The organism is Roseixanthobacter finlandensis (assembly GCF_043195105.2).
Classification (GTDB): domain Bacteria; phylum Pseudomonadota; class Alphaproteobacteria; order Rhizobiales; family Xanthobacteraceae; genus NCEH01.
The window spans coordinates 2,981,235-2,999,774 of the sequence record NZ_CM195536.1 but is presented as its reverse complement, the minus strand read 5'-3'; the positions used below and the strand labels follow the sequence as shown (position 1 = coordinate 2,999,774).

Here is an 18,540-nt window from a genome sequence, read left to right as displayed (position 1 = left end):
CGTGTCAGGCGGGTCCGCGGCTCAACGGTGCTTCAGGAGGGGTTCATGATCGGCCGGCTCAATCATGTGGCCATTGCGGTGCGCGACATTGCGGCGGCCTCCGCCCTCTATCGCGACACGCTCGGGGCGGATGTCTCCGAGATCGTGCCGCAGCACGAGCATGGCGTGAGCACGGTTTTCATCAACCTGCCCAACACCAAGATCGAACTGCTGGAGCCGCTCGGCGCGGATTCGCCAATTTTGAAGTTCCTGGAGCGCAACCCGGACGGTGGCATCCACCACATCTGCTACGAGGTCGAGGACATCCTCGCGGCACGCGAGCAGCTGAAGGCGACGGGTGCGCGGGTGCTCGGCACCGGGGAGCCGAGAATCGGCGCCCACGGCAAGCCGGTATTGTTCCTGCACCCCAAGGATTTCAACGGGACGCTGGTGGAGCTGGAACAGGCGTGAGGACGCGAAGCGCGTGAAGATCGGATCGGTACTCGCCATCTATTTCATCGTGTGGTGGACGGTGCTGTTCGCCATACTTCCGTTCGGCGTGCGCTCGCAGGCGGAAGCGGGTGACGTGGATCCCGGCACCGATCCCGGTGCGCCGACGCGGCCTTTCCTGATGCGCAAGGTGGCGGCCACCACACTTGTGGCGGCCATCGTCACGTTCGGGCTGTTCTATATCGTGATGAACGGCATCCTCACGCTGGAGGATTTCCCCATGCCGTTCAGCACCAGCGACGAGTGAAGGGCCGGGCGCCGGCAGATTCGCGCGGTGCCGGGAGATTCGGGGAAGCCGATCTTCGGGAAAGTGGCGCCGGCCCTGCGGATGAAAAAAGAAAGGCGAGACCGAGGTCTCGCCTTTTTCACGTTTTAATGCACCTTATTCTGGTTCGCCGCGGGTGCAGCCGCTCGATCCTTCAGTGCTGCCGTTCCCGAATTGCGCGCGCCATCTTTGACGGTCGTCGGTCGGCTTGTTGTTGATGATCCTCCCGAGACCCGGACCCTCCCCATCGCGCCGCTTGGGCGCAATGGCGGTCCCCTTTCTTTTGGCGTGCTCAAAGTAGAACAAGATTTACGCCTTTGTCATCCTTGCGCCGCAATAGATCATTTGTTGCGTCGCAGCACGGATGTGGGCGGGGCGGGCTTGTATTTTGCCAACCGTTCCGCTTTCTCTCCGCCACGCTTTTGAAACGTCCAGCCGCAGAGTTATCCAGATGCGCTTGTCCCGCTATTTTCTGCCCATCCTTCGTGAAGTTCCGAAGGAGGCGGAGATCGTTTCGCACCGGCTCATGCTGCGCGCCGGCATGGTGCGGCAGGAGAGCGCGGGCATCTATGCCTGGCTGCCGCTCGGTCACCGGGTGCTGACCAAGATCTGCAACATCATCCGCGAAGAGCAGAACCGCGCCGGCGCCAATGAAATGCTGATGCCGACCATCCAGTCGGCGGACCTGTGGCGCGAGAGCGGGCGCTATGACGACTACGGCAAGGAGATGCTGCGCATTCGCGACCGTCACGATCGCGAGATGCTGTTCGGCCCGACCAATGAGGAAATGGTCACCGAGATCGTGCGGGCCTATGTGAAATCCTACAAGAGCCTGCCGCTGAACCTTTACCATATCCAGTGGAAGTTCCGCGACGAGGTGCGCCCGCGCTTCGGCGTTTACCGCTCGCGCGAGTTTTTGATGAAGGATGCCTATTCCTTCGACCTCGATGCGGAAGGCGCCCGCCATTCCTACAACAAGATGTTCGTCGCCTATTTGCGCACCTTCTCGCGGATGGGGCTGAAAGCGATTCCCATGGTGGCCGATACCGGGCCGATCGGCGGCAATCTCTCGCATGAATTCATCATTCTCGCCTCCACCGGCGAGAGCGAGGTGTTCTGCCATGCCGATTATCTGGATCTCGCCCCGCCGGCCGCCGACGTGAATTTCGACGATGCGGCCCAGCTCCAGGGCGTGTTCGACCAGTGGACGAAGCTCTACGCCGCGACCTCCGAAAAGCATGACGAAGCCGCGTTCGCCGCGATCCCCGAGGCGCGCCGCATGGCCGCGCGCGGCATCGAGGTGGGGCACATCTTCTATTTCGGCACCAAATATTCCGATCCCTTCGGCGCCAAGGTGCAGGGGCCGGACGGCGCCGAGCATCCGATCCACATGGGCTCCTACGGCATCGGGCCCTCGCGGCTGGTGGCGGCGATGATCGAAGCGTCCCATGACGAGAACGGCATCATCTGGCCGGATGCGGTGGCGCCGTTCCAGGTGGGCATCCTCAACCTCAAGGTGGGCGATGCCGCGGTCGATGGCGCCTGCGCCGAGCTTTACGCGAAGCTCACCGCCAGCGGGGTCGACGTGCTCTATGATGATACCGAAGAGCGGGCCGGGGCGAAATTCGCCACAGCCGATCTCATCGGTCTGCCGTGGCAGATCCTGGTGGGACCCAAGAGCCTCGCCGAGGGCAAGGTCGAACTGAAGCGCCGCTCCGACGGCTCGCGTGAACTCATGTCCATCGCGGACGCCTATGAAAGGCTCAAGAAATGACAGGAGGCCAGCGCATGGCTCCAGCTTCTGCGGCCCGCTCGGAAGAACCGACGGGCACGCGGCCGTTCTCGGCCTTCGAATGGATGCTGTCCCTGCGCTACTTGCGGGCACGCCGCAAGGAAGGCTTCATCTCGGTGATTGCCGGCTTTTCGTTCCTCGGCATCGTGCTCGGCGTGGCGACGCTGATCATCGTGATGGCGGTGATGAACGGCTTCCGCCAGGAATTGCTCGGCAAGATCCTCGGCCTCAACGGGCATCTGCTGGTGCAGCCGCTGGAAACGCCGCTGACCGATTATATCGCGGTGGCGGATCGCATTGCCAAGCTCCACGGCGTGCGGCTTGCCGTGCCGCTGGTGGAAGGGCAGGCGCTGGCCTCCTCGCCCTATAATGCCAGCGGCGTTCTGGCGCGCGGGCTTTCGGAAAAGGACCTGCGCGGCCTGCCCTCGATCGCGAACAATATCCGCCAGGGCAGCCTGGAAGGCTTCGACAAGGGGCAGGGCGTGGCGATCGGCAAGCGCCTCGCCGACCAATTGGCGCTGCGCGCCGGCGACAACATCACACTGGTGGCGCCACGTGGCGCGGTGACGCCCATGGGCACGTCGCCGCGCATCAAGGTCTATAAGATCGCGGCGGTGTTCGAGATCGGGATGTCGGAATACGACAGCGCCTTTCTCTTCATGCCGCTGCCGGAGGCGCAGGCGTATTTCAACCGACCGAACGATGTGAACGCCATCGAGGTCTATATCGACAACCCCGATGACGTGGCGATCCTCAAGCCGGCGATCCAGGCGGCGGCGGAGCGGCCGGTCTATCTGGTGGACTGGCGCCAGCGCAACGCCACCTTCTTCAATGCGCTCCAGGTTGAGCGCAACGTGATGTTCCTCATTCTCACGCTGATCGTGCTGGTGGCCGCGCTGAACATCGTGTCGGGCCTCATCATGCTGGTGAAGGACAAAGGGCGCGATATCGCGGTGTTGCGCACCATGGGCGCGACGCAAGGGGCGATCATGCGCGTGTTCCTCATCACCGGCGCCAGCATCGGCGTGGTGGGCACGATGGTGGGGCTGGGGCTCGGGGTTCTGGTGTGCCTGAACATCGAGGAAATCCGCCGCTTCATCTCCTATCTCACGTCCACGGAGTTGTTCTCGCCGGAGCTATATTATCTCAGCCGCCTGCCGGCGGAGATGAATGCCGGGGAAACAACCGCGGTCGTGGTCATGGCGCTTGTGCTGTCGCTGCTCGCCACCCTTTATCCCTCCTGGCGGGCCGCGCGGCTCGATCCGGTGGAAGCGTTGAGATACGAGTGATGGCGATTTCTCCCTTCCAGACAGAGCCCAATCCGGCCGCCCTTGCGCTTGCCGGCGTGGGGCGGCGCTACGTTCAGGGTGCGGGCACCATCGAGGTGCTGCGCGGGGCGGATCTCGTGGTCGAGCGTGGCCAGTCGGTGGCGCTGGTGGCGCCTTCCGGTTCGGGTAAATCCACCCTGCTGCATATGGCGGGCTTGCTGGAGCATCCCGACGAGGGCGAGGTCTTCATCGACGGGCAGCCCACGGTGAAACTGCCCGACCGCGAGCGCACCCGCATGCGGCGGGTGCATGTGGGCTTCGTCTATCAATCCCATAATCTGCTGGCGGAATTCTCGGCGCTGGAAAACGTGATGATGCCGCAGATGATCCGCGGCCTGTCAAAGAAGGACGCCGCCGCACGGGCGAAGGATCTGCTGGGCTATCTCGGCCTCGGCCATCGCCTCACCCATCGCCCGTCGGAGCTGTCCGGCGGCGAGCAGCAGCGCGTCGCCATCGCCCGCGCCCTCGCCAATGCGCCGCGCCTGCTGCTGGCGGACGAACCGACCGGCAATCTCGATCCCAAGACCTCGGACCATGTGTTCTCCGCTCTCGCCGAACTGGTCCATGCCACCGGGGTCGCCGCCATCATTGCCACGCATAATCTGCAATTGGCGGCGCGCATGCATCGGCGAGTCACGGTGATAGACGGTCGGATTGTCGAGCTGGACTAGGCGCCCCGCGCAAAATGTTTCACGTGAAACAATAACTTAGCGCGGAGAAACTTCGGTTTAGGGGCTCGTCTCCGCGCTCCTCGGCCCGATGAAGCCGCGAATTCGATGAAAGTTCGGCGCCGATTTCGGCCGCACGCCGCCTCGCCCGGGACAGGCCTTCGCTCCGGCCCGCCACACGGGTCGCGCCGCTCGGCGGATCAGCGCAGGGCGACCAGGATGGCGCCGGCGGCGATCAGCGCGACGCCGGCCCAATTTATGAGCGAGAGTCGCTCGCCGAGGAACAGCGCGCCGAACACGGCGACCATCACCACGCTGAGCTTGTCGAGCGGCGCCACCTTCGCCGCCTCGCCGATTTGCAGGGCGCGGAAATAACACAGCCAGGACGCGCCCGTGGCGCTGCCGGACAGCACCAGGAACAGCCAGGTCTTCGCCGAGATGGTATCGAGCGGCTGCCACGCCTGCCCGGCGACGACCATCAGCGTGATGATGGCGAGAATGACGATGGTGCGGATGAGGGTTGCCAGATCGCTGTGAACGGCGCTGACCCCCAGTTTGCCGAAGATGGCGGTGAGCGCCGCGAATAGGGCCGCGCCGAGCGCCCAGAACTGCCAGCTGCCGATGAAGCCCCGCATGGTGATGCCCCGTTCAGGAAACGCGCGGGGAACTGTCGTGGATCATGCGTTGGAGGCAAATGGAAAGTTGAACTTGCTGCGGCTCGCCGAGCGTCCCATCTGGGGTACGATACGACATTGCGACTCGTGCGCGGCGTCCGCGCGTATCGCCCCCTGGAAGATCCATGCGCACTCCCGGCTTTGTCCATCTCCACGTCCATTCCTCCTATTCGCTGCTGGAGGGCGCGCTCTCGATCGGCAAGCTGGCCGATCTGGCCAAAGCCGACTCGCAGCCCGCTTTGGCGCTGACCGACACCGGAAATCTGTTCGGCGCGCTGGAATTCTCGGAGAAAATGGCGGGCGCCGGCATTCAGCCCATCATGGGATGTTCGCTGGCGGTGGACCTCGTGGAAGCGCCCGGCCCGCGCGGCGCCCTGCCGCCCAAGAAGCCGCGCCTAGTCCTGCTGGCCGCGCGCGAGATCGGCTGGCGCAACCTGATGAAGCTGGTCTCCCGCGCCTTCATGGAGACGCCGAGCGACGAGGAATCGCGCATCTCGCTCGACTGGCTGCGCGAGGCGAACGAGGGGCTGATCGCGCTCACCGGCGGCCCCAATGGCCCCATCGACCGGGCACTTGCCGGCGGGCATGGCGACCTTGCCGCCGAGCGGCTCGACATGCTGGCGCAGATGTTCGGCGACCGGCTCTATGTGGAGCTCCAGCGCCACGGCATGGAGCGCGAGCGCATCGTCGAGCCGCAATTGCTGGAGCTGGCCTATTCCCGCGCGCTCCCGCTGGTGGCCGCCAACGAGCCGTTCTTCGGTTCGCACGGCGATTATGAGGCCCATGATGCGCTCGGCTGCATCGCCGAGGGCCGGGTGGTGGCCGATGGCGAGCGCCCGCGCCTGACCCCGGACCATCGCTTCAAGACCCGCGAGGAAATGCTCACCCTGTTCGCCGATCTGCCCGAGGCGACGGCGAACACGGTGGAAATCGCCCAGCGCTGCGCCTACCGGGTGCGCACGGTGAAGCCGATCCTGCCGCGCTTCACCACCGGCGGCGGCGATGGCGATCCGCTCGCGGAAGAGGCGGCGGAGCTGGAGCGGCAGGCGCAGGAAGGGCTTGTCGCCCGCCTTGCCAAGCATGGGCCGGCGCCCGGCCTGGAGGTCGCCGTCTATGAGCAGCGCCTCGCCTACGAATTGTCCGTCATCACCAAGATGAAGTTTCCCGGCTACTTCCTCATCGTGTCGGACTTCATCAAATGGGCGAAGGCGCATGACATCCCGGTGGGACCGGGGCGCGGTTCCGGCGCCGGCTCGCTGGTGGCGTATTCGCTCCAGATCACCGATCTCGACCCGCTGCGCTTCGGCCTGCTGTTCGAACGCTTCCTGAATCCCGATCGCGTGTCCATGCCGGACTTCGACGTGGATTTCTGCCAGGAGCGCCGCGACGAGGTGATCCATTACGTCCAGCAGCGCTATGGGCGCGCGCAGGTGGCGCAGATCATCACCTTCGGTACGCTCCAGGCGCGCGGCGTGCTGCGCGACGTCGGCCGGGTGCTGGAAATGCCCTATGGCCAAGTGGACAAGCTCTGCAAGCTGGTGCCGCAGAACCCCGCCGCGCCGGTCACGCTGAAGCAGGCGATCCATGACGAGCCGCGCCTTCAGGCCGCCCAGGCCGAGGAAGAGGTGGTCAAGCGCGCGTTCGATATCGCCGTTCGCCTGGAAGGGCTGAACCGCCACGCCTCGACCCATGCCGCCGGCATCGTGATCGGCGATCGGCCCTTGCATGAATTGGTGCCGCTTTATCGCGATCCCAAGTCCGACATGCCGGTCACCCAGTACAATATGAAATGGGTGGAGCAGGCGGGCCTTGTGAAGTTCGACTTCCTCGGCCTGAAGACGCTGACCACCATCGAGAAGGCCGTGAAGCTGGTGCACCAGCGCGGCATCGACCTCGATATCTCGAAGATCCCGCTCGACGATCCCAAGACCTACGCCATGCTGGCACGCGGCGAGACGGTGGGCGTGTTCCAGGTGGAAAGCGCGGGCATGCGCCGCGCGCTGGTGGATATGAAGGCCGACCGGGTGGAAGACCTGATCGCCCTCGTGGCGCTCTATCGTCCCGGCCCCATGGCCAATATCCCGGTCTATTGCGACTGCAAGCACGGACGCGCGGAGCCGGACTATATCCACCCCAAGCTCGAGCCCTATCTGAAGGAAACATTCGGCGTCATCATCTACCAGGAACAGGTGATGCAGATCGCGCAGGCGCTGTCGGGCTATTCGCTCGGCGAAGCCGACCTGCTGCGTCGCGCCATGGGCAAGAAGATCCGCGCCGAGATGGAGAAACAGCGCGAGCGCTTCGTCTCCGGGGCCGAGGAAGGCGGCGTGCCGAAGGCACAGGCCGATACGATCTTCGACCTGCTGGCCAAGTTCGCGGATTACGGCTTCAACAAATCCCACGCGGCGGCCTATGCCCTGGTCGCCTATCAGACGGCCTGGCTGAAGGCCAATTATGCGACGGAATTCCTCGCCGCCTCCATGACGCTGGACATGGGCAATACCGACAAGCTGGCGGAATTCCGCCAGGAGGCGCAGCGGCTCGGCATCGAGGTGGTGCCGCCCAACATCAATCTCTCCACCCGCGAATTCGCCGTGGTGGACGGCAAGATCATCTATGCGACGGCGGCCATCAAGGGCGTGGGCGGGCATGCCGTCGATGCACTGGTGGCGGCGCGCGCGCAGAAGCCCTTCGCCTCGCTTTCCGATTTCGCGGACCGCCTGCCCGCCAAGCTGGTCAACAAGCGCACCCTGGAAAGCCTGGTGGCGGCGGGCTGCTTCGACGTGCTGGAGAAGAATCGGGCGCGGGTCTTCGCCGCCCTCGATTCCATCGCCGCCCATGCCGCGCGCGAAGAGCAGGGGCGGGCGCTGGGCCAGAACGACATGTTCGGCTCCGGTCCGGTGAAGGCCGACCTGCCCTTGCCGGATGCCGCGCCCTGGGAGCCGGCGGAGCGCCTGCAGCGTGAATATGATTCCATCGGCTTCTTCCTCACCGGCCACCCGCTGGACGATTATGCGCAATCCCTGAAGAAGCTGCGGGTGCAGCCGTTCAGCGATTTTGCCCGCGGCGTGCGCGCCGGTGCGGCGGCGGGGCGACTCGCCGCCACCGTGGTGTCCAAGCAGGAGCGGCGCACCAAGTCGGGCACGCGCATGGGCATCGTTGGGCTCTCGGACCCGTCCGGCCATTTCGAGGCGGTGATCTTTTCGGAAGGGCTCGCCCATTATCGCGATCTGCTGGAGCCCGGCACGCCCATCCTCATGATGGTCAATGCCGAACTTCAGGGCGAGGACGTGCGGGTGCGCATCCAGACCTGCGAGCGGCTCGACGCGGCCACCGCCAAGCATCACAAGAGCCTGCGGATTTTCGTGCAATCCGTCGATCCCCTGGAGGGAATCGCCAAGCGCCTGTCAGGCGGCAAGGGCGATGGCGAAGTCAGCCTCATCTTGATGATGGAACAGGGCAAGGCGGAGGTCGAAATCCGCCTCGACGGCCGCTATCCGGTCTCGCCGCAGATCGCCGGGGCGCTCAAGGCGATTCCGGGCGTGGTCGCGGTGGAAGCGGCCTGAGCGGGCCGCCCCGGCCATGGCCTATCGGCTGCCGCCGCTCAACGCGCTGCGCCTGTTCGAGGCGGCGGGCCGACACCTCTCGTTCAAGCTTGCGGCGGAGGAACTCAACCTCACGCCGAGTGCGGTGAGCCACGGGGTTCAGGGACTTGAGGATTGGCTCGGCGTGCCGTTGTTCGCCCGTGGCCACCGGCAATTGACCCTGACGCCGGCGGGGGAGGCCTATCTTCCGCGGGTGCGGGAGATCCTGGCGCAAATCGCATCCGCCACTGAAGCCGTGCCGGGGCGCCGCCCGGCGGATCGGCTGAGCGTGAGTGTTGCGCCCACCTTCGGCCTGCGCTGGCTCATTCCCCATCTCTCCCGCTTCCAGGCCCGCCATCCCGGCATCGACGTGAGCCTCGACAGCGCCCACCGCAGGATCGAGTTTCCGCGCGACGGGGTGGACATGGCCATTCGCATGGGGGAGGGCGGCTGGCAGGGCGTTTCCGCCGATCTGCTGGTGCGGCAGCACTTGGTCCCCGTGTGCGCGCCGCGCCTCGCCGCCGCGGTGCGGACGCACGCGGATCTGGCGGGCCACACCTTGCTGCATGTGACCGACGTGGCTGAGGACTGGGGCGCCTGGGCGGCCCTGCGCGGGGTCGCGGTGCCCGATCTGGAGCGCGGCTTGCGCTTTGATTCCATCCATCTGGCCTGGGAGGCGGCGGCACAAGGGCTTGGGGTCGCCATGGGGCGGCTGCCGGTCGTTGCCGGGGATCTCGAAGCGGGCCGGCTGGTGGCGGTGCTCGGGCCGCCGGTGGAGGCCCGCACCGCCTATTGGCTGCTGGCCGATCCGGCCTCGCTGCACCGGCCGGAGGTGGCGGCGTTCCGGAACTGGCTGCGGGACGAACTCGCCGCCCCGCAGCCGGGGACGCCGCCTCAGCGCCCCATGTAGCGGGGCTGGCGCCGCTCGATCCAGGCTTCCAGGCCCTCGCGCAGGTCGTGGGTCGGGACCATGCGGGCGAACTGCTCGCTTTCCACCTGGAGACCCTCGCCGATGGTCTGGTTGATGCCGCGCGTCACCGCCGTCAGGACGCTGGTCACCGCCACGGGCGAGTGGCGCATGATGCGCTGCGCCAAGGCCCGCGCCGCCGGGATGAGCTCGGCTGCCGGCACGATCTGGTTGATCAGGCCCAGCGCGAGGGCGTGCTGCGGCGAGAAGCTGTCGCCGGTCAGCAGCAGCTCCAGCGCGCGCTTGCGCCCGGCGAGGCGCGGCAGGCGCTGGGTGCCGCCAAAGGTGGGCGGCATGCCGAGCTTGATTTCCGGCTTGGCAAACAGCGCAGTTTCGCTGGCGATGGCGAGCGGCGCCGCTTCCGTGATCTCGCATCCACCACCGAAGGCGATGCCGTTGACCGCCGCGATGATGGGCTTGGGAAAGGCCTCGATCCGCGAGGTCAGCGTCTGGCCACGCCTGACGAAATCGCGCACCGCGCCGAGCGGGCCGAGGCGCACGCTGCGGGAAAACTGATGAATGTCGCCGCCGGCGGAGAAAGCCTTCTCCCCCGCACCGGTGAGAATCACCGCTTTCACGGTCTCATCGGTTTCCAGCGTGTCGAGGAAGGACAGCAGCGCATCGGCGAGGGCATAATCGATGGCGTTCAGCTTTTCCGGCCGGTTGAGGGTGAGGGTGGCGATACCCTCGCTAATGTCGCAAAGGACGGGGTGCAGGGACGACATGGGCGGCTCCATTGGGGCTGGCGTTGAATGTGCCCCAAGGCTGGCCGCCGCGACCGGGCGCGGGCAAACGCGAAAAATCCGCGTGCAGGTGAGAAAATCTCACTTAACCAGCGGATTCCCTGGGAAGGGGAGGGCGAAAATCGGCGGTGCCCTTGCCCTTTTGCCCCCCTTCGCCTATAAGCCGCGCCATTCCGCACGCGGACAGTCGGCCAATTGGCCAATCCGGTGCCTTCGTCCCTGACGGGCCGAGGGTACGTCCGCGGAGGCTCAACCGGAGAATAGAAGTGGCAATTCCTGATTATTCCATGCGTCAGCTTTTGGAAGCTGGCGTGCATTTCGGTCACCAGTCGCACCGCTGGAACCCCAAGATGGCGCCGTATATCTTCGGCGTCCGCAACAACATCCACATCATCGACCTGTCGCAGACCGTGCCGGCGCTCCATCGCGCGCTTCAGGCCGTGTCCGACACGGTGGCCAATGGCGGCCGCGTGCTGTTCGTCGGCACCAAGCGCCAGGCCGCGGACCAGGTGGCTGACGCCGCCCGCCGCTCGGCGCAGTATTTCGTGAATTCCCGTTGGCTGGGCGGCATGCTCACCAATTGGAAGACGATTTCCAATTCCATCGCCCGGCTCAAGAAGCTGGAAGAGATGCTGGCCGGCCCCGAGGCGGGCTCGGGCTACACCAAGAAGGAGCGCCTGACGCTCTCCCGTGAAAAGGAGAAGCTGGAACGCGCCCTCGGTGGCATCCGCGACATGGGCGGCCTGCCCGACCTGCTGTTCGTGATCGACACGAACAAGGAAGACATCGCCGTGAAGGAGGCCCAGCGCCTCGGCATCCCGGTGGCGGCCATCCTCGATACCAATTGCGATCCCGACGGCATCGCCTTCCCGGTTCCCGGCAATGACGATGCTGGCCGCGCGATCCAGCTCTATTGCGATCTGGTCGCCCGCGCCGCCATCGACGGCATTTCCCGCGGCGCCGGCGATTTCGGCGATGTGGGCGCCGCCGAGGAGCCCCTGATCGAGGACCTGCCCGCCGAGCTGAGCGTGTGGTCCACCTTCGAGCCCCTCTCCGGTCCGCGCGGCGTTGCCGACGACCTGAAGAAGCTGACGGGCGTGAGCCCGGAGATCGAGCAGAAGCTCAACGATCTCGGCATCTTCCACTTCACCCAGATCGCCGGCCTGGATGCCCAGGACGCGCACCACATCGGTGAAGAAGTGGGTCTGCCCGGCCGCGTCGACGGCTGGATCGCCCAGGCGAAGGAGTTCTCCGCCGAAGTGGAGTGATCCCTTCCCCGGAGGTCATTTGAGTGAAGGGGCGATAAGCGCCCCGGCGGCCGGCTTGGGCACCCCCTTGCCGGCCGTGGCATGAGAAAAAGAGGAAGCTGAGCATGGCCGCGATCACTGCAGCTCTCGTGAAGGAACTGCGCGACAAGACTGGCGCCGGCATGATGGACTGCAAGGCCGCTCTGACCGAGACCGCCGGCGACATCGAAGCTGCCATCGACTGGCTGCGCAAGAAGGGTCTCGCCAAGGCCGCCAAGAAGGCCGGCCGCGTGGCCGCCGAAGGCCTCGTTTCGGTGGAATCCTCGGGCCATTATGCGGTCGCGCTGGAAGTGAATGCCGAGACCGACTTCGTCGCCCGCAATGCCGATTTCCAGGCGTTCGTGCGCGAAGCCGCCAAGATCGCCCTCAACACCGACGGCTCGCTCGAAGCCCTGGCCGCCGCCCATTTCCCGGGTGAGAGCGTGACGGTGTCCGAGAAGCTCGCGACCCTGATCGCCACCATCGGCGAGAACATGACGCTGCGCCGCGTCGCCAAGCTCCAGGTCGAGCATGGCGTGATCGCGTCTTATGTGCACGGCACGGTGTCCGAGGGCCTCGGCCGCATCGGCGTGCTGGTTGCGCTCGAATCCAAGGGCGATGTGGAGAAGCTCTCCACCCTCGGCCGCCAGATCGCCATGCATGTCGCGGCGCTGAGCCCGCTGGCGCTCGATGCCTCGGGCATCGACGAGAGCGTGGTCGCCCGCGAGAAGGCGATCCTGCTCGAGAAGCACCAGGGCAAGCCCGCCAACGTGCAGGACAAGATCGCCGAAAGCGGCATCAAGACCTTCTTCAAGGAAGTCACCCTGCTGGAGCAGCCGTTCGTGCATGACGGCTCCAAGTCAGTGGCCCAGGTGCTGAAGGAAGCCGAGGGCGGCGTCGGCGCGCCGGTGAAGCTCACGGCGTTTGTGCGCTACGCGCTCGGCGAAGGCATCGAGAAAGAAGAGAGCGACTTCGCAGCCGAAGTCGCCGCTACAGTCGCGGGTCAGTCCTGATCGGGGCGGGGGAGGGGGCCATGTCCGACCTTCCCTATCCCCGCGTCCTCATCAAGGTCTCCGGCGAGGCCTTGATGGGACCGGAGCCGTTCGGGCTCCATCCCCCGACCGTGACGCGGATCGCCCGCGATCTCGTGGCCGTGCGTGCGCTCGGCTGCGAGGTTGCCGTGGTTGTCGGCGGCGGCAATATCCTGCGGGGCGCGCGGGTGGCCGGCGAGGACCTCAATCGGTCCACCGCCGATCATATGGGCATGCTCGCCACCGTCATGAACTGCCTCGCCCTGGAGCAGGCGGTGGAAGCAGCCGGCGAACCGGCCCGCACCATGTCCGCCATTCCCATGCCCACCGTCTGCGAACCCTATGCCCGCCAGCCGGCCATGCGGCATCTGCGGCGGGGGCGGATCGTGCTGCTGGCGGGCGGTACGGGTAATCCGTACTTCACCACTGACACGGGCGCGGTGCTGCGCGCGGCAGAACTGAGCTGCGATGCCGTTCTCAAGGCGACCAATGTGGACGGCGTCTATACCGCCGACCCCAAGCTCGACCCCAACGCTCGCCGCTATGACCGCCTCACCCATGATCAGGCGCTCGCCTACGATCTGAAGGTGATGGATGCCGCTGCGTTCGCCCTTGCCCGTGAAGCCGCCTTGCCGATAATCGTCTTTTCTATTCGCGAGCCGGGTGCCATCGTGGCGGCCGCCAAGGGCGAAGGCCACGTCACCGTGGTTGCGCCTTAAGGGCTTAAGTCGGGAGTAGCGACGCGTCGTGGTCTGTCGGTCTGCATCAAGCGGGTGCCGGCGGGGCGGCCGTCTCGCCGGTGCGCGGCGCCCGGCGGGTGTCGCGTATTTCCCGGGTGTCCCGGGTTTCAGAGACCTTGGCCTTCGGCCTTGTCGTCAGGCGGGGCGGGAAGGACAGAACCGGCATGTCGCGCCGGGAAAATGAAGAACAGGAATTTGCCATGAGCACCGACGCATTCGACCTTGCCGATCTCAAGCGCCGCATGCAGGGCGCGGTGGGCGTGCTGAAGCAGGAACTCGGCGGCCTGCGCACCGGCCGCGCGTCGGCCAGCCTCCTGGAGCCGATCCAGGTGGACGCCTACGGCACCCACATGCCCATCAGCCAGGTGGCGACGGTCTCGGTTCCCGAGCCGCGCATGCTCTCCGTGCAGGTGTGGGACCGCTCCATGGTCAGCGCCGTGGAAAAGGCGATCCGCGACAGCAATCTCGGCCTCAACCCCTCCACCGAAGGCCAGGTGATGCGCATCCGCATTCCCGAGCTGAACCAGGAGCGGCGCCAGGAAATGGTGAAGGTCGCCCATAAATATGCCGAGGCGGCGCGCGTTTCGGTGCGTCACGTGCGGCGCGATGGCATGGACCTGCTCAAGAAGCTCGAAAAGGACAGCGAGATCAGCGCCGATGACCTGGAGCGCTTCTCCACCCAGGTGCAGAAGGCGACGGACGAGGTGATCTCCGAACTGGACCAGACCCTCGCCCATAAGGAAAAGGAAATCCTCTCGGTCTGAGGAGCATGGCATGAAGGGGGAAGGGGCCATGTCGGTGCGCAACGGCGCCTCAGCGACGCCAGTCATGGGCGGCGCGTGCATTCCGGTGCACGTGGGCGTCATCATGGACGGCAACGGGCGCTGGGCGACGGCGCGCAACCTGCCCCGGTTCGAAGGCCACCGGCGCGGGCTCGAGGCGCTGCGCCGGTGCGTGCGGGCGGCGCGTGAGATCGGCATCCGCTATCTCACCATCTACAGCTTCTCCAGCGAGAACTGGTCGCGTCCGGCGAGCGAGGTCTCCGACCTCATGGGCCTCCTGAAGCGGTTCGTCCGGCACGATCTGGCCGAGCTGCACAGCGCCAATGTGCGGGTCCGCATCATCGGCGAACGGGCAGAGCTCGCCCGCGACATCTGCCAGCTGCTGGACGAGGCGGAAGCCCTCACCAAGGACAATACCGGCCTCACCCTGGTGGTGGCGTTCAATTATGGCGGGCGGCAGGAGATCGCCGCCGCCGCCGCGCGCCTCGCTGCGGAGGCGGTGGCCGGCAAGATCCGGCCACAGGACATCAGCGCGGACATGATCACCGCCCGCCTCGACACCGCCGGCATTCCCGACCCGGACCTGATCGTGCGCACCAGCGGCGAGCAGCGGCTCTCCAATTTCCTGCTCTGGCAGGGCGCCTATTCGGAACTCGTGTTCCTGCCCATCTATTGGCCCGAGTTCGACCATGCCGCGCTGGTGGGCGCCATCGAGGAATATGCCCGGCGTGACCGTCGGTTCGGCGGCATCGCCGCCCGCGCCGGCAGCGTGCGCACGTGATCGGCGGAAAAGACCTCGGCCCGCGCACCCTTTCCGCCGCCATCTTGGCGCCGCTCGTCCTGGCGATCACCTGGTTCGGCGGCTGGCCGTTTGCGCTGATCTGGGCGCTCGCGGGCATCGCTATCGTTTACGAATGCGGCACCGTGGCACGCGTGACGCCGCGCCTGCCGTCGATCGCCATTGGCGGGGCGGCCGTGCTGGCCGCGAGCGCGGTGCTTGCCGCCACCGGGTCCGGCGCGGGGGCGACGATGATCTGCCTTGCCGGCGCGGTGCTCGCCATCCTGATCGCGCGCGGCCGCCTTTGGGCGGGAGCGGGGGTTTTATGCGGGGCGGTGGCCAGCCTGCCCATCGTCGCGCTGCGCGATACCGACCAATTGGGCTTCGTCGCCGTGCTGTTCCTCTATGCGGTGGTGTGGAGCACGGACATCGGCGCCTATTTCACCGGCCGCACCTTCGGTGGCCCCAAGCTGTGGCCGCGCCTTTCGCCCAACAAGACCTGGTCCGGCGCGGTGGGCGGCGCGCTCTGCGGCATGGGGGCGGGAATCGCGCTGCTGCTCGCGGCGGGGCTCGTGTTCAGCCCAATGTGGGTGGTGCTTGGCATTGTCCTGAGCGCGGTGGCGCAATCCGGCGATCTTGCCGAATCGGCCTTCAAGCGGGCGTTCGGGGTGAAGGATACCGGAAGCCTCATTCCCGGACATGGCGGCGTGCTGGACCGACTGGACGGATTTCTCGCCGCGGTGCTGCTCGCAGGCCTGATCGGCTTTGCCCGCAACGACCTCGCCCCAGCGGCGGGTCTGCTTTTGTGGTAGGTCTTTCGCCATGACCGTCATTTCCATCCTCGGGGTCACCGGCTCGGTGGGCCGCAGCACGATGAAGGTGCTGAGCGAAGCGCCCGGCCGCTATCGCGTGGAAGCGATCGCAGGCGGGCGCGATCCGCAGGCCCTCGCGCAGGTCGCGCGCGATCTCAACGCCCGTTTCGCCGCCATCGCCGATCCGACCAAGGGCGCGGAACTCGCCGACCTGCTCGCGGGCACGGGAATCGCAAGCGGCGCGGGTCCTTCGGCCATCATCGAGGCGGCCCAGCGCGAGGCGAATCTCGTGGTCGCCGCCATTTCCGGCGTTGCCGGCCTTGCGCCCACGGTCGCGGCCTTCGGGTCCGGTCGGCGGCTCGCGGTCGCCAACAAGGAATGCCTCGTGGCGGCCGGCGCATTCTTCATCGCCGAGGCCGCGCGCACCGGCACCACCTTGCTGCCCATGGATTCCGAGCATAACGCCATCTATCAGGCGCTCGGCGCCGGGCCGCGCGCGGATGTGGAGCGGGTGACCATCACTGCTTCCGGCGGCCCGTTCCGCACCGCCCCGCGCGAGCAGATCGCCCGCGCCCGCGCCGCCGATGCGCTGAAGCACCCCAATTGGTCGATGGGCGCCAAGATCACCATCGATTCTGCCACCTTGATGAACAAGGGGCTGGAGCTGATCGAGGCGCACCATTTGTTCGCGATTCCCGCCAGCCAGCTGGAAGCGGTGGTGCATCCCGAATCGGTGGTGCATGGCCTCGTCTCGTTCCGCGATGGATCGGTGGTCGCCGGTCTGGCCATTCCGGACATGTGCGTACCCATCGCCCATTGCCTCGGCTTTCCCGACCGGCTGGAAACCTCTTGTCGGCGGCTGGATCTCACCAAGGTGGGCCGGCTGACTTTCGAGGCGCCGGATCTCGAGCGATTCCCCGCCTTGCGCCTCGCCATGGAAGCCATGGAAGCGGGCGGAAGCGCCCCGACCATCCTCAACGGCGCGAACGAGATCGCAGTCGCGGCCTTCCTTGAGGGGGCGATCGGCATGTTCGGCATCGCGGCCGTCGTCGAGGAGACGCTGGCGACGCTACCCGCCGGCGGTTCGCCGGCCTCGCTGGCGGAGGCTTTGGCGCTGGATGCGCAGGCGCGCCGCGTCGCGGTGTCGCTGCTGCCGAAATATGCCGCAGCGGCAGTCGCCTGAGTGCGGTTGCGGCCGGTGATCGCTTTCGCGCTTGCCTAAGTTTGCCGCAAAGGCATCCTAAGGCTCTGCGCTGGGGCATTCGGCCTCATCTCCTGTGGATCGCAAAGGCCGCGCGGCGCGGCCTTTGCCCAACATTCGGTGCCATCGGCTGCGCGGCGCTTCGCCACGGGCCGGCGCGGCGCGCGCGAGGAACGGACGATGGAAGTGTTTGCGAGTCTGGGCGCCTGGGGCACCTCGCTCCTCGGCTATGTGGTGCCGTTCCTTTTCGTGCTGACTCTGGTGGTGTTTTTTCACGAGCTTGGCCATTTCTGGGTGGCGCGGCGCGCGGGCGTGCGGGTCTTGACCTTCTCCCTGGGCTTTGGCCCGGAGATCGCCGGCTTCAACGACCGCCACGGCACGCGCTGGCGGCTCGCCGCTGTGCCGCTCGGCGGCTACGTGCGATTCTTCGGTGACGAGGACGCCGCGAGCACGCCGAACACGGAAAAGCTGCGGCAGATGACCCCGCAGGAGCGCAAGGAAAGCTTCTTTTACGCGCCGCTCGCGTGGCGTGCCGCCATTGTCGCGGCCGGGCCGATCGCCAATTTCATCCTCGCGGTGGTCATTTTCTCCATGGTCTTCATGGTGTTCGGCCGCCAGGTGACGGCGCCGCGCGTGGATCAGGTGGCCGCCGGCAGTGCCGCCGAGCAGGCTGGATTCGCACCGGGCGACCTGGTGCTCTCCATTGACGGCACGCCCGTGGAGAGCTTCGCCGACATGCAGCGCATTGTCGGCTCCAATGCCGGCGAAGCCTTGAGCTTCAAGGTGGAGCGCGGCAGTTCCGAGCTTTCGCTGACCGCGACCCCGCAATTGCGCGAGGTGAAGGACGCGTTCGGGAATGCGCACAAGATGGGGTTGCTGGGTATTTCCCGTTCGCTCGCGGCCGCGGATGTGACCACGCGCCGCTATGGCCCGGTGGAAGCGATCGGCATGGGGGCGCAGGAGACCTGGTTCGTGGTCGCGCGCACCTTCGACTATCTCGGCGGCCTGATCGCGGGGCGGGAATCAGCCGATCAGCTGGGCGGCCCGATCCGCATCGCCCAGGTGTCCGGGCAGGTAGCCACCTATGGAATCGGTGCGCTTCTATCCCTCGCTGCGGTTCTTTCGGTTTCCATCGGACTTCTTAACCTCTTTCCGATCCCGCTGTTGGACGGGGGGCACCTGCTGTTCTACGCTGTGGAAGCGGTGCGCGGGCGGCCGCTCAGTGCCCGCACGCAGGACATCGGTTTTCGCATCGGCCTCGCCATTGTGTTGATGCTGATGGTTTTTGCCACATGGAACGACGTGCTGCACTTGGCCACCATGTGAAAAAGGGGCCAGTCGTGGCGCAGCGGCCACGGTCGGCGGAAAAGCGGAAGCCGCTGGTGGGACAGGCGTTTGCA

General features: G+C 66.4%; 17 protein-coding genes. 15 read left to right on the top strand and 2 right to left on the bottom strand.

Features of this window, described 5'->3' with window-relative positions; all coding sequences use genetic code 11:
- The first annotated feature begins 45 nt into the window (after positions 1-45).
- From mce to V5G24_RS14230, 5 genes are all read left to right on the top strand, one after another.
- The gene (mce, locus tag V5G24_RS14250) at positions 46-450 is read left to right on the top strand and encodes a methylmalonyl-CoA epimerase (protein ID WP_394069346.1); all 405 of its coding nucleotides are present in this window, start codon (positions 46-48) and stop codon (positions 448-450) included.
- Positions 451-463: 13 nt separating this feature from the next.
- Entirely contained in the window at positions 464-736 is a 273-nt protein-coding gene (locus V5G24_RS14245) for a DUF1467 family protein (protein ID WP_394081840.1), read from the top strand.
- A 469-nt stretch (positions 737-1,205) separates the two neighbouring features.
- The gene (proS, locus tag V5G24_RS14240; protein ID WP_394081842.1) at positions 1,206-2,528 is read left to right on the top strand and encodes a proline--tRNA ligase; all 1,323 of its coding nucleotides are present in this window, start codon (positions 1,206-1,208) and stop codon (positions 2,526-2,528) included.
- Positions 2,529-2,542: 14 nt separating this feature from the next.
- Entirely contained in the window at positions 2,543-3,835 is a 1,293-nt protein-coding gene (locus V5G24_RS14235) for a lipoprotein-releasing ABC transporter permease subunit (protein ID WP_394081844.1), read from the top strand.
- Positions 3,835-4,545, top strand: a complete 711-nt coding sequence (locus V5G24_RS14230) for an ABC transporter ATP-binding protein (protein WP_394081846.1) — start codon at positions 3,835-3,837, stop codon at positions 4,543-4,545. The genes V5G24_RS14235 and V5G24_RS14230 overlap by 1 nt, the downstream gene beginning before the upstream one ends.
- A 197-nt stretch (positions 4,546-4,742) precedes the next feature.
- Here V5G24_RS14230 and V5G24_RS14225 read toward each other — a convergent pair whose 3' ends face one another.
- The gene (locus V5G24_RS14225; protein WP_394081848.1) at positions 4,743-5,177 is read right to left on the bottom strand and encodes an EamA family transporter; all 435 of its coding nucleotides are present in this window, start codon (positions 5,175-5,177) and stop codon (positions 4,743-4,745) included.
- A gap of 164 nt (positions 5,178-5,341) precedes the next feature.
- Between V5G24_RS14225 and dnaE the strand changes: the two genes are divergently transcribed.
- A complete protein-coding gene (dnaE, locus tag V5G24_RS14220) occupies positions 5,342-8,782 on the top strand; it encodes a DNA polymerase III subunit alpha (RefSeq protein WP_394081850.1) in 3,441 nt (1,146 codons plus the stop codon).
- A 16-nt stretch (positions 8,783-8,798) separates the two neighbouring features.
- Positions 8,799-9,710 carry a transcriptional regulator GcvA gene (gene gcvA, locus V5G24_RS14215; protein ID WP_394081852.1) on the top strand — a complete coding sequence of 304 codons (912 nt, stop codon included), beginning with the start codon at positions 8,799-8,801 and terminating at the stop codon, positions 9,708-9,710.
- Here the strand turns inward: gcvA and V5G24_RS14210 are convergent.
- Positions 9,695-10,492, bottom strand: coding sequence for a crotonase/enoyl-CoA hydratase family protein (locus tag V5G24_RS14210; RefSeq protein WP_394081854.1), 798 nt, complete (start codon positions 10,490-10,492; stop codon positions 9,695-9,697). The genes gcvA and V5G24_RS14210 overlap by 16 nt on opposite strands.
- 284 nt (positions 10,493-10,776) lie before the next feature.
- Here V5G24_RS14210 and V5G24_RS14205 point away from each other — a divergent pair, with 284 nt between their 5' ends.
- The 8 genes from V5G24_RS14205 (at position 10,777) to rseP (ending at position 18,466) form a co-directional block, all read left to right on the top strand.
- Positions 10,777-11,778, top strand: a complete 1,002-nt coding sequence (locus tag V5G24_RS14205; RefSeq protein ID WP_394014915.1) for a 30S ribosomal protein S2 — start codon at positions 10,777-10,779, stop codon at positions 11,776-11,778.
- Between the two features lie 104 nt (positions 11,779-11,882).
- Positions 11,883-12,809, top strand: a complete 927-nt coding sequence (gene tsf / locus V5G24_RS14200) for a translation elongation factor Ts (protein WP_394081856.1) — start codon at positions 11,883-11,885, stop codon at positions 12,807-12,809.
- A gap of 20 nt (positions 12,810-12,829) precedes the next feature.
- Positions 12,830-13,546, top strand: coding sequence for a UMP kinase (gene pyrH / locus V5G24_RS14195; protein ID WP_348844942.1), 717 nt, complete (start codon positions 12,830-12,832; stop codon positions 13,544-13,546).
- A 221-nt stretch (positions 13,547-13,767) separates the two neighbouring features.
- Positions 13,768-14,331: a ribosome recycling factor gene (gene frr / locus V5G24_RS14190; RefSeq protein WP_394081858.1), complete on the top strand. Its 564-nt coding sequence runs from the start codon at positions 13,768-13,770 to the stop codon at positions 14,329-14,331.
- Positions 14,332-14,359: 28 nt separating this feature from the next.
- On the top strand, positions 14,360-15,130 hold the full coding sequence (locus tag V5G24_RS14185; protein WP_394082119.1) for an isoprenyl transferase: 771 nt from the start codon (positions 14,360-14,362) through the stop codon (positions 15,128-15,130).
- Positions 15,127-15,939, top strand: a complete 813-nt coding sequence (locus V5G24_RS14180) for a phosphatidate cytidylyltransferase (protein ID WP_394081860.1) — start codon at positions 15,127-15,129, stop codon at positions 15,937-15,939. Before V5G24_RS14185 ends, V5G24_RS14180 begins: the two co-directional genes overlap by 4 nt.
- 10 nt (positions 15,940-15,949) lie before the next feature.
- On the top strand, positions 15,950-17,122 hold the full coding sequence (dxr, locus tag V5G24_RS14175) for a 1-deoxy-D-xylulose-5-phosphate reductoisomerase (protein ID WP_394081862.1): 1,173 nt from the start codon (positions 15,950-15,952) through the stop codon (positions 17,120-17,122).
- 198 nt (positions 17,123-17,320) lie between these two features.
- The gene (gene rseP, locus V5G24_RS14170) at positions 17,321-18,466 is read left to right on the top strand and encodes an RIP metalloprotease RseP (RefSeq protein WP_394081864.1); all 1,146 of its coding nucleotides are present in this window, start codon (positions 17,321-17,323) and stop codon (positions 18,464-18,466) included.
- Positions 18,467-18,540 lie beyond the last annotated feature (74 nt).

Excerpts from the sequence above, each read along its gene's own strand:
- pyrH (WP_348844942.1), top strand. The coding sequence starts at position 12,830 with ATGTCCGACCTTCCCTATCCCCGCGTCCTCATCAAGGTCTCCGGCGAG.
- V5G24_RS14230 (WP_394081846.1), top strand. The coding sequence starts at position 3,835 with ATGGCGATTTCTCCCTTCCAGACAGAGCCCAATCCGGCCGCCCTTGCG.
- V5G24_RS14185 (WP_394082119.1), top strand. The coding sequence starts at position 14,360 with ATGTCGGTGCGCAACGGCGCCTCAGCGACGCCAGTCATGGGCGGCGCG.
- mce (WP_394069346.1), top strand. The coding sequence starts at position 46 with ATGATCGGCCGGCTCAATCATGTGGCCATTGCGGTGCGCGACATTGCG.
- rseP (WP_394081864.1), top strand. The coding sequence starts at position 17,321 with ATGGAAGTGTTTGCGAGTCTGGGCGCCTGGGGCACCTCGCTCCTCGGC.
- frr (WP_394081858.1), top strand. The coding sequence starts at position 13,768 with ATGAGCACCGACGCATTCGACCTTGCCGATCTCAAGCGCCGCATGCAG.
- V5G24_RS14235 (WP_394081844.1), top strand. The coding sequence starts at position 2,543 with ATGGCTCCAGCTTCTGCGGCCCGCTCGGAAGAACCGACGGGCACGCGG.
- proS (WP_394081842.1), top strand. The coding sequence starts at position 1,206 with ATGCGCTTGTCCCGCTATTTTCTGCCCATCCTTCGTGAAGTTCCGAAG.
- V5G24_RS14210 (WP_394081854.1), bottom strand. The coding sequence starts at position 10,492 with ATGTCGTCCCTGCACCCCGTCCTTTGCGACATTAGCGAGGGTATCGCC.
- dnaE (WP_394081850.1), top strand. The coding sequence starts at position 5,342 with ATGCGCACTCCCGGCTTTGTCCATCTCCACGTCCATTCCTCCTATTCG.
- gcvA (WP_394081852.1), top strand. The coding sequence starts at position 8,799 with ATGGCCTATCGGCTGCCGCCGCTCAACGCGCTGCGCCTGTTCGAGGCG.
- V5G24_RS14225 (WP_394081848.1), bottom strand. The coding sequence starts at position 5,177 with ATGCGGGGCTTCATCGGCAGCTGGCAGTTCTGGGCGCTCGGCGCGGCC.
- dxr (WP_394081862.1), top strand. The coding sequence starts at position 15,950 with ATGACCGTCATTTCCATCCTCGGGGTCACCGGCTCGGTGGGCCGCAGC.
- tsf (WP_394081856.1), top strand. The coding sequence starts at position 11,883 with ATGGCCGCGATCACTGCAGCTCTCGTGAAGGAACTGCGCGACAAGACT.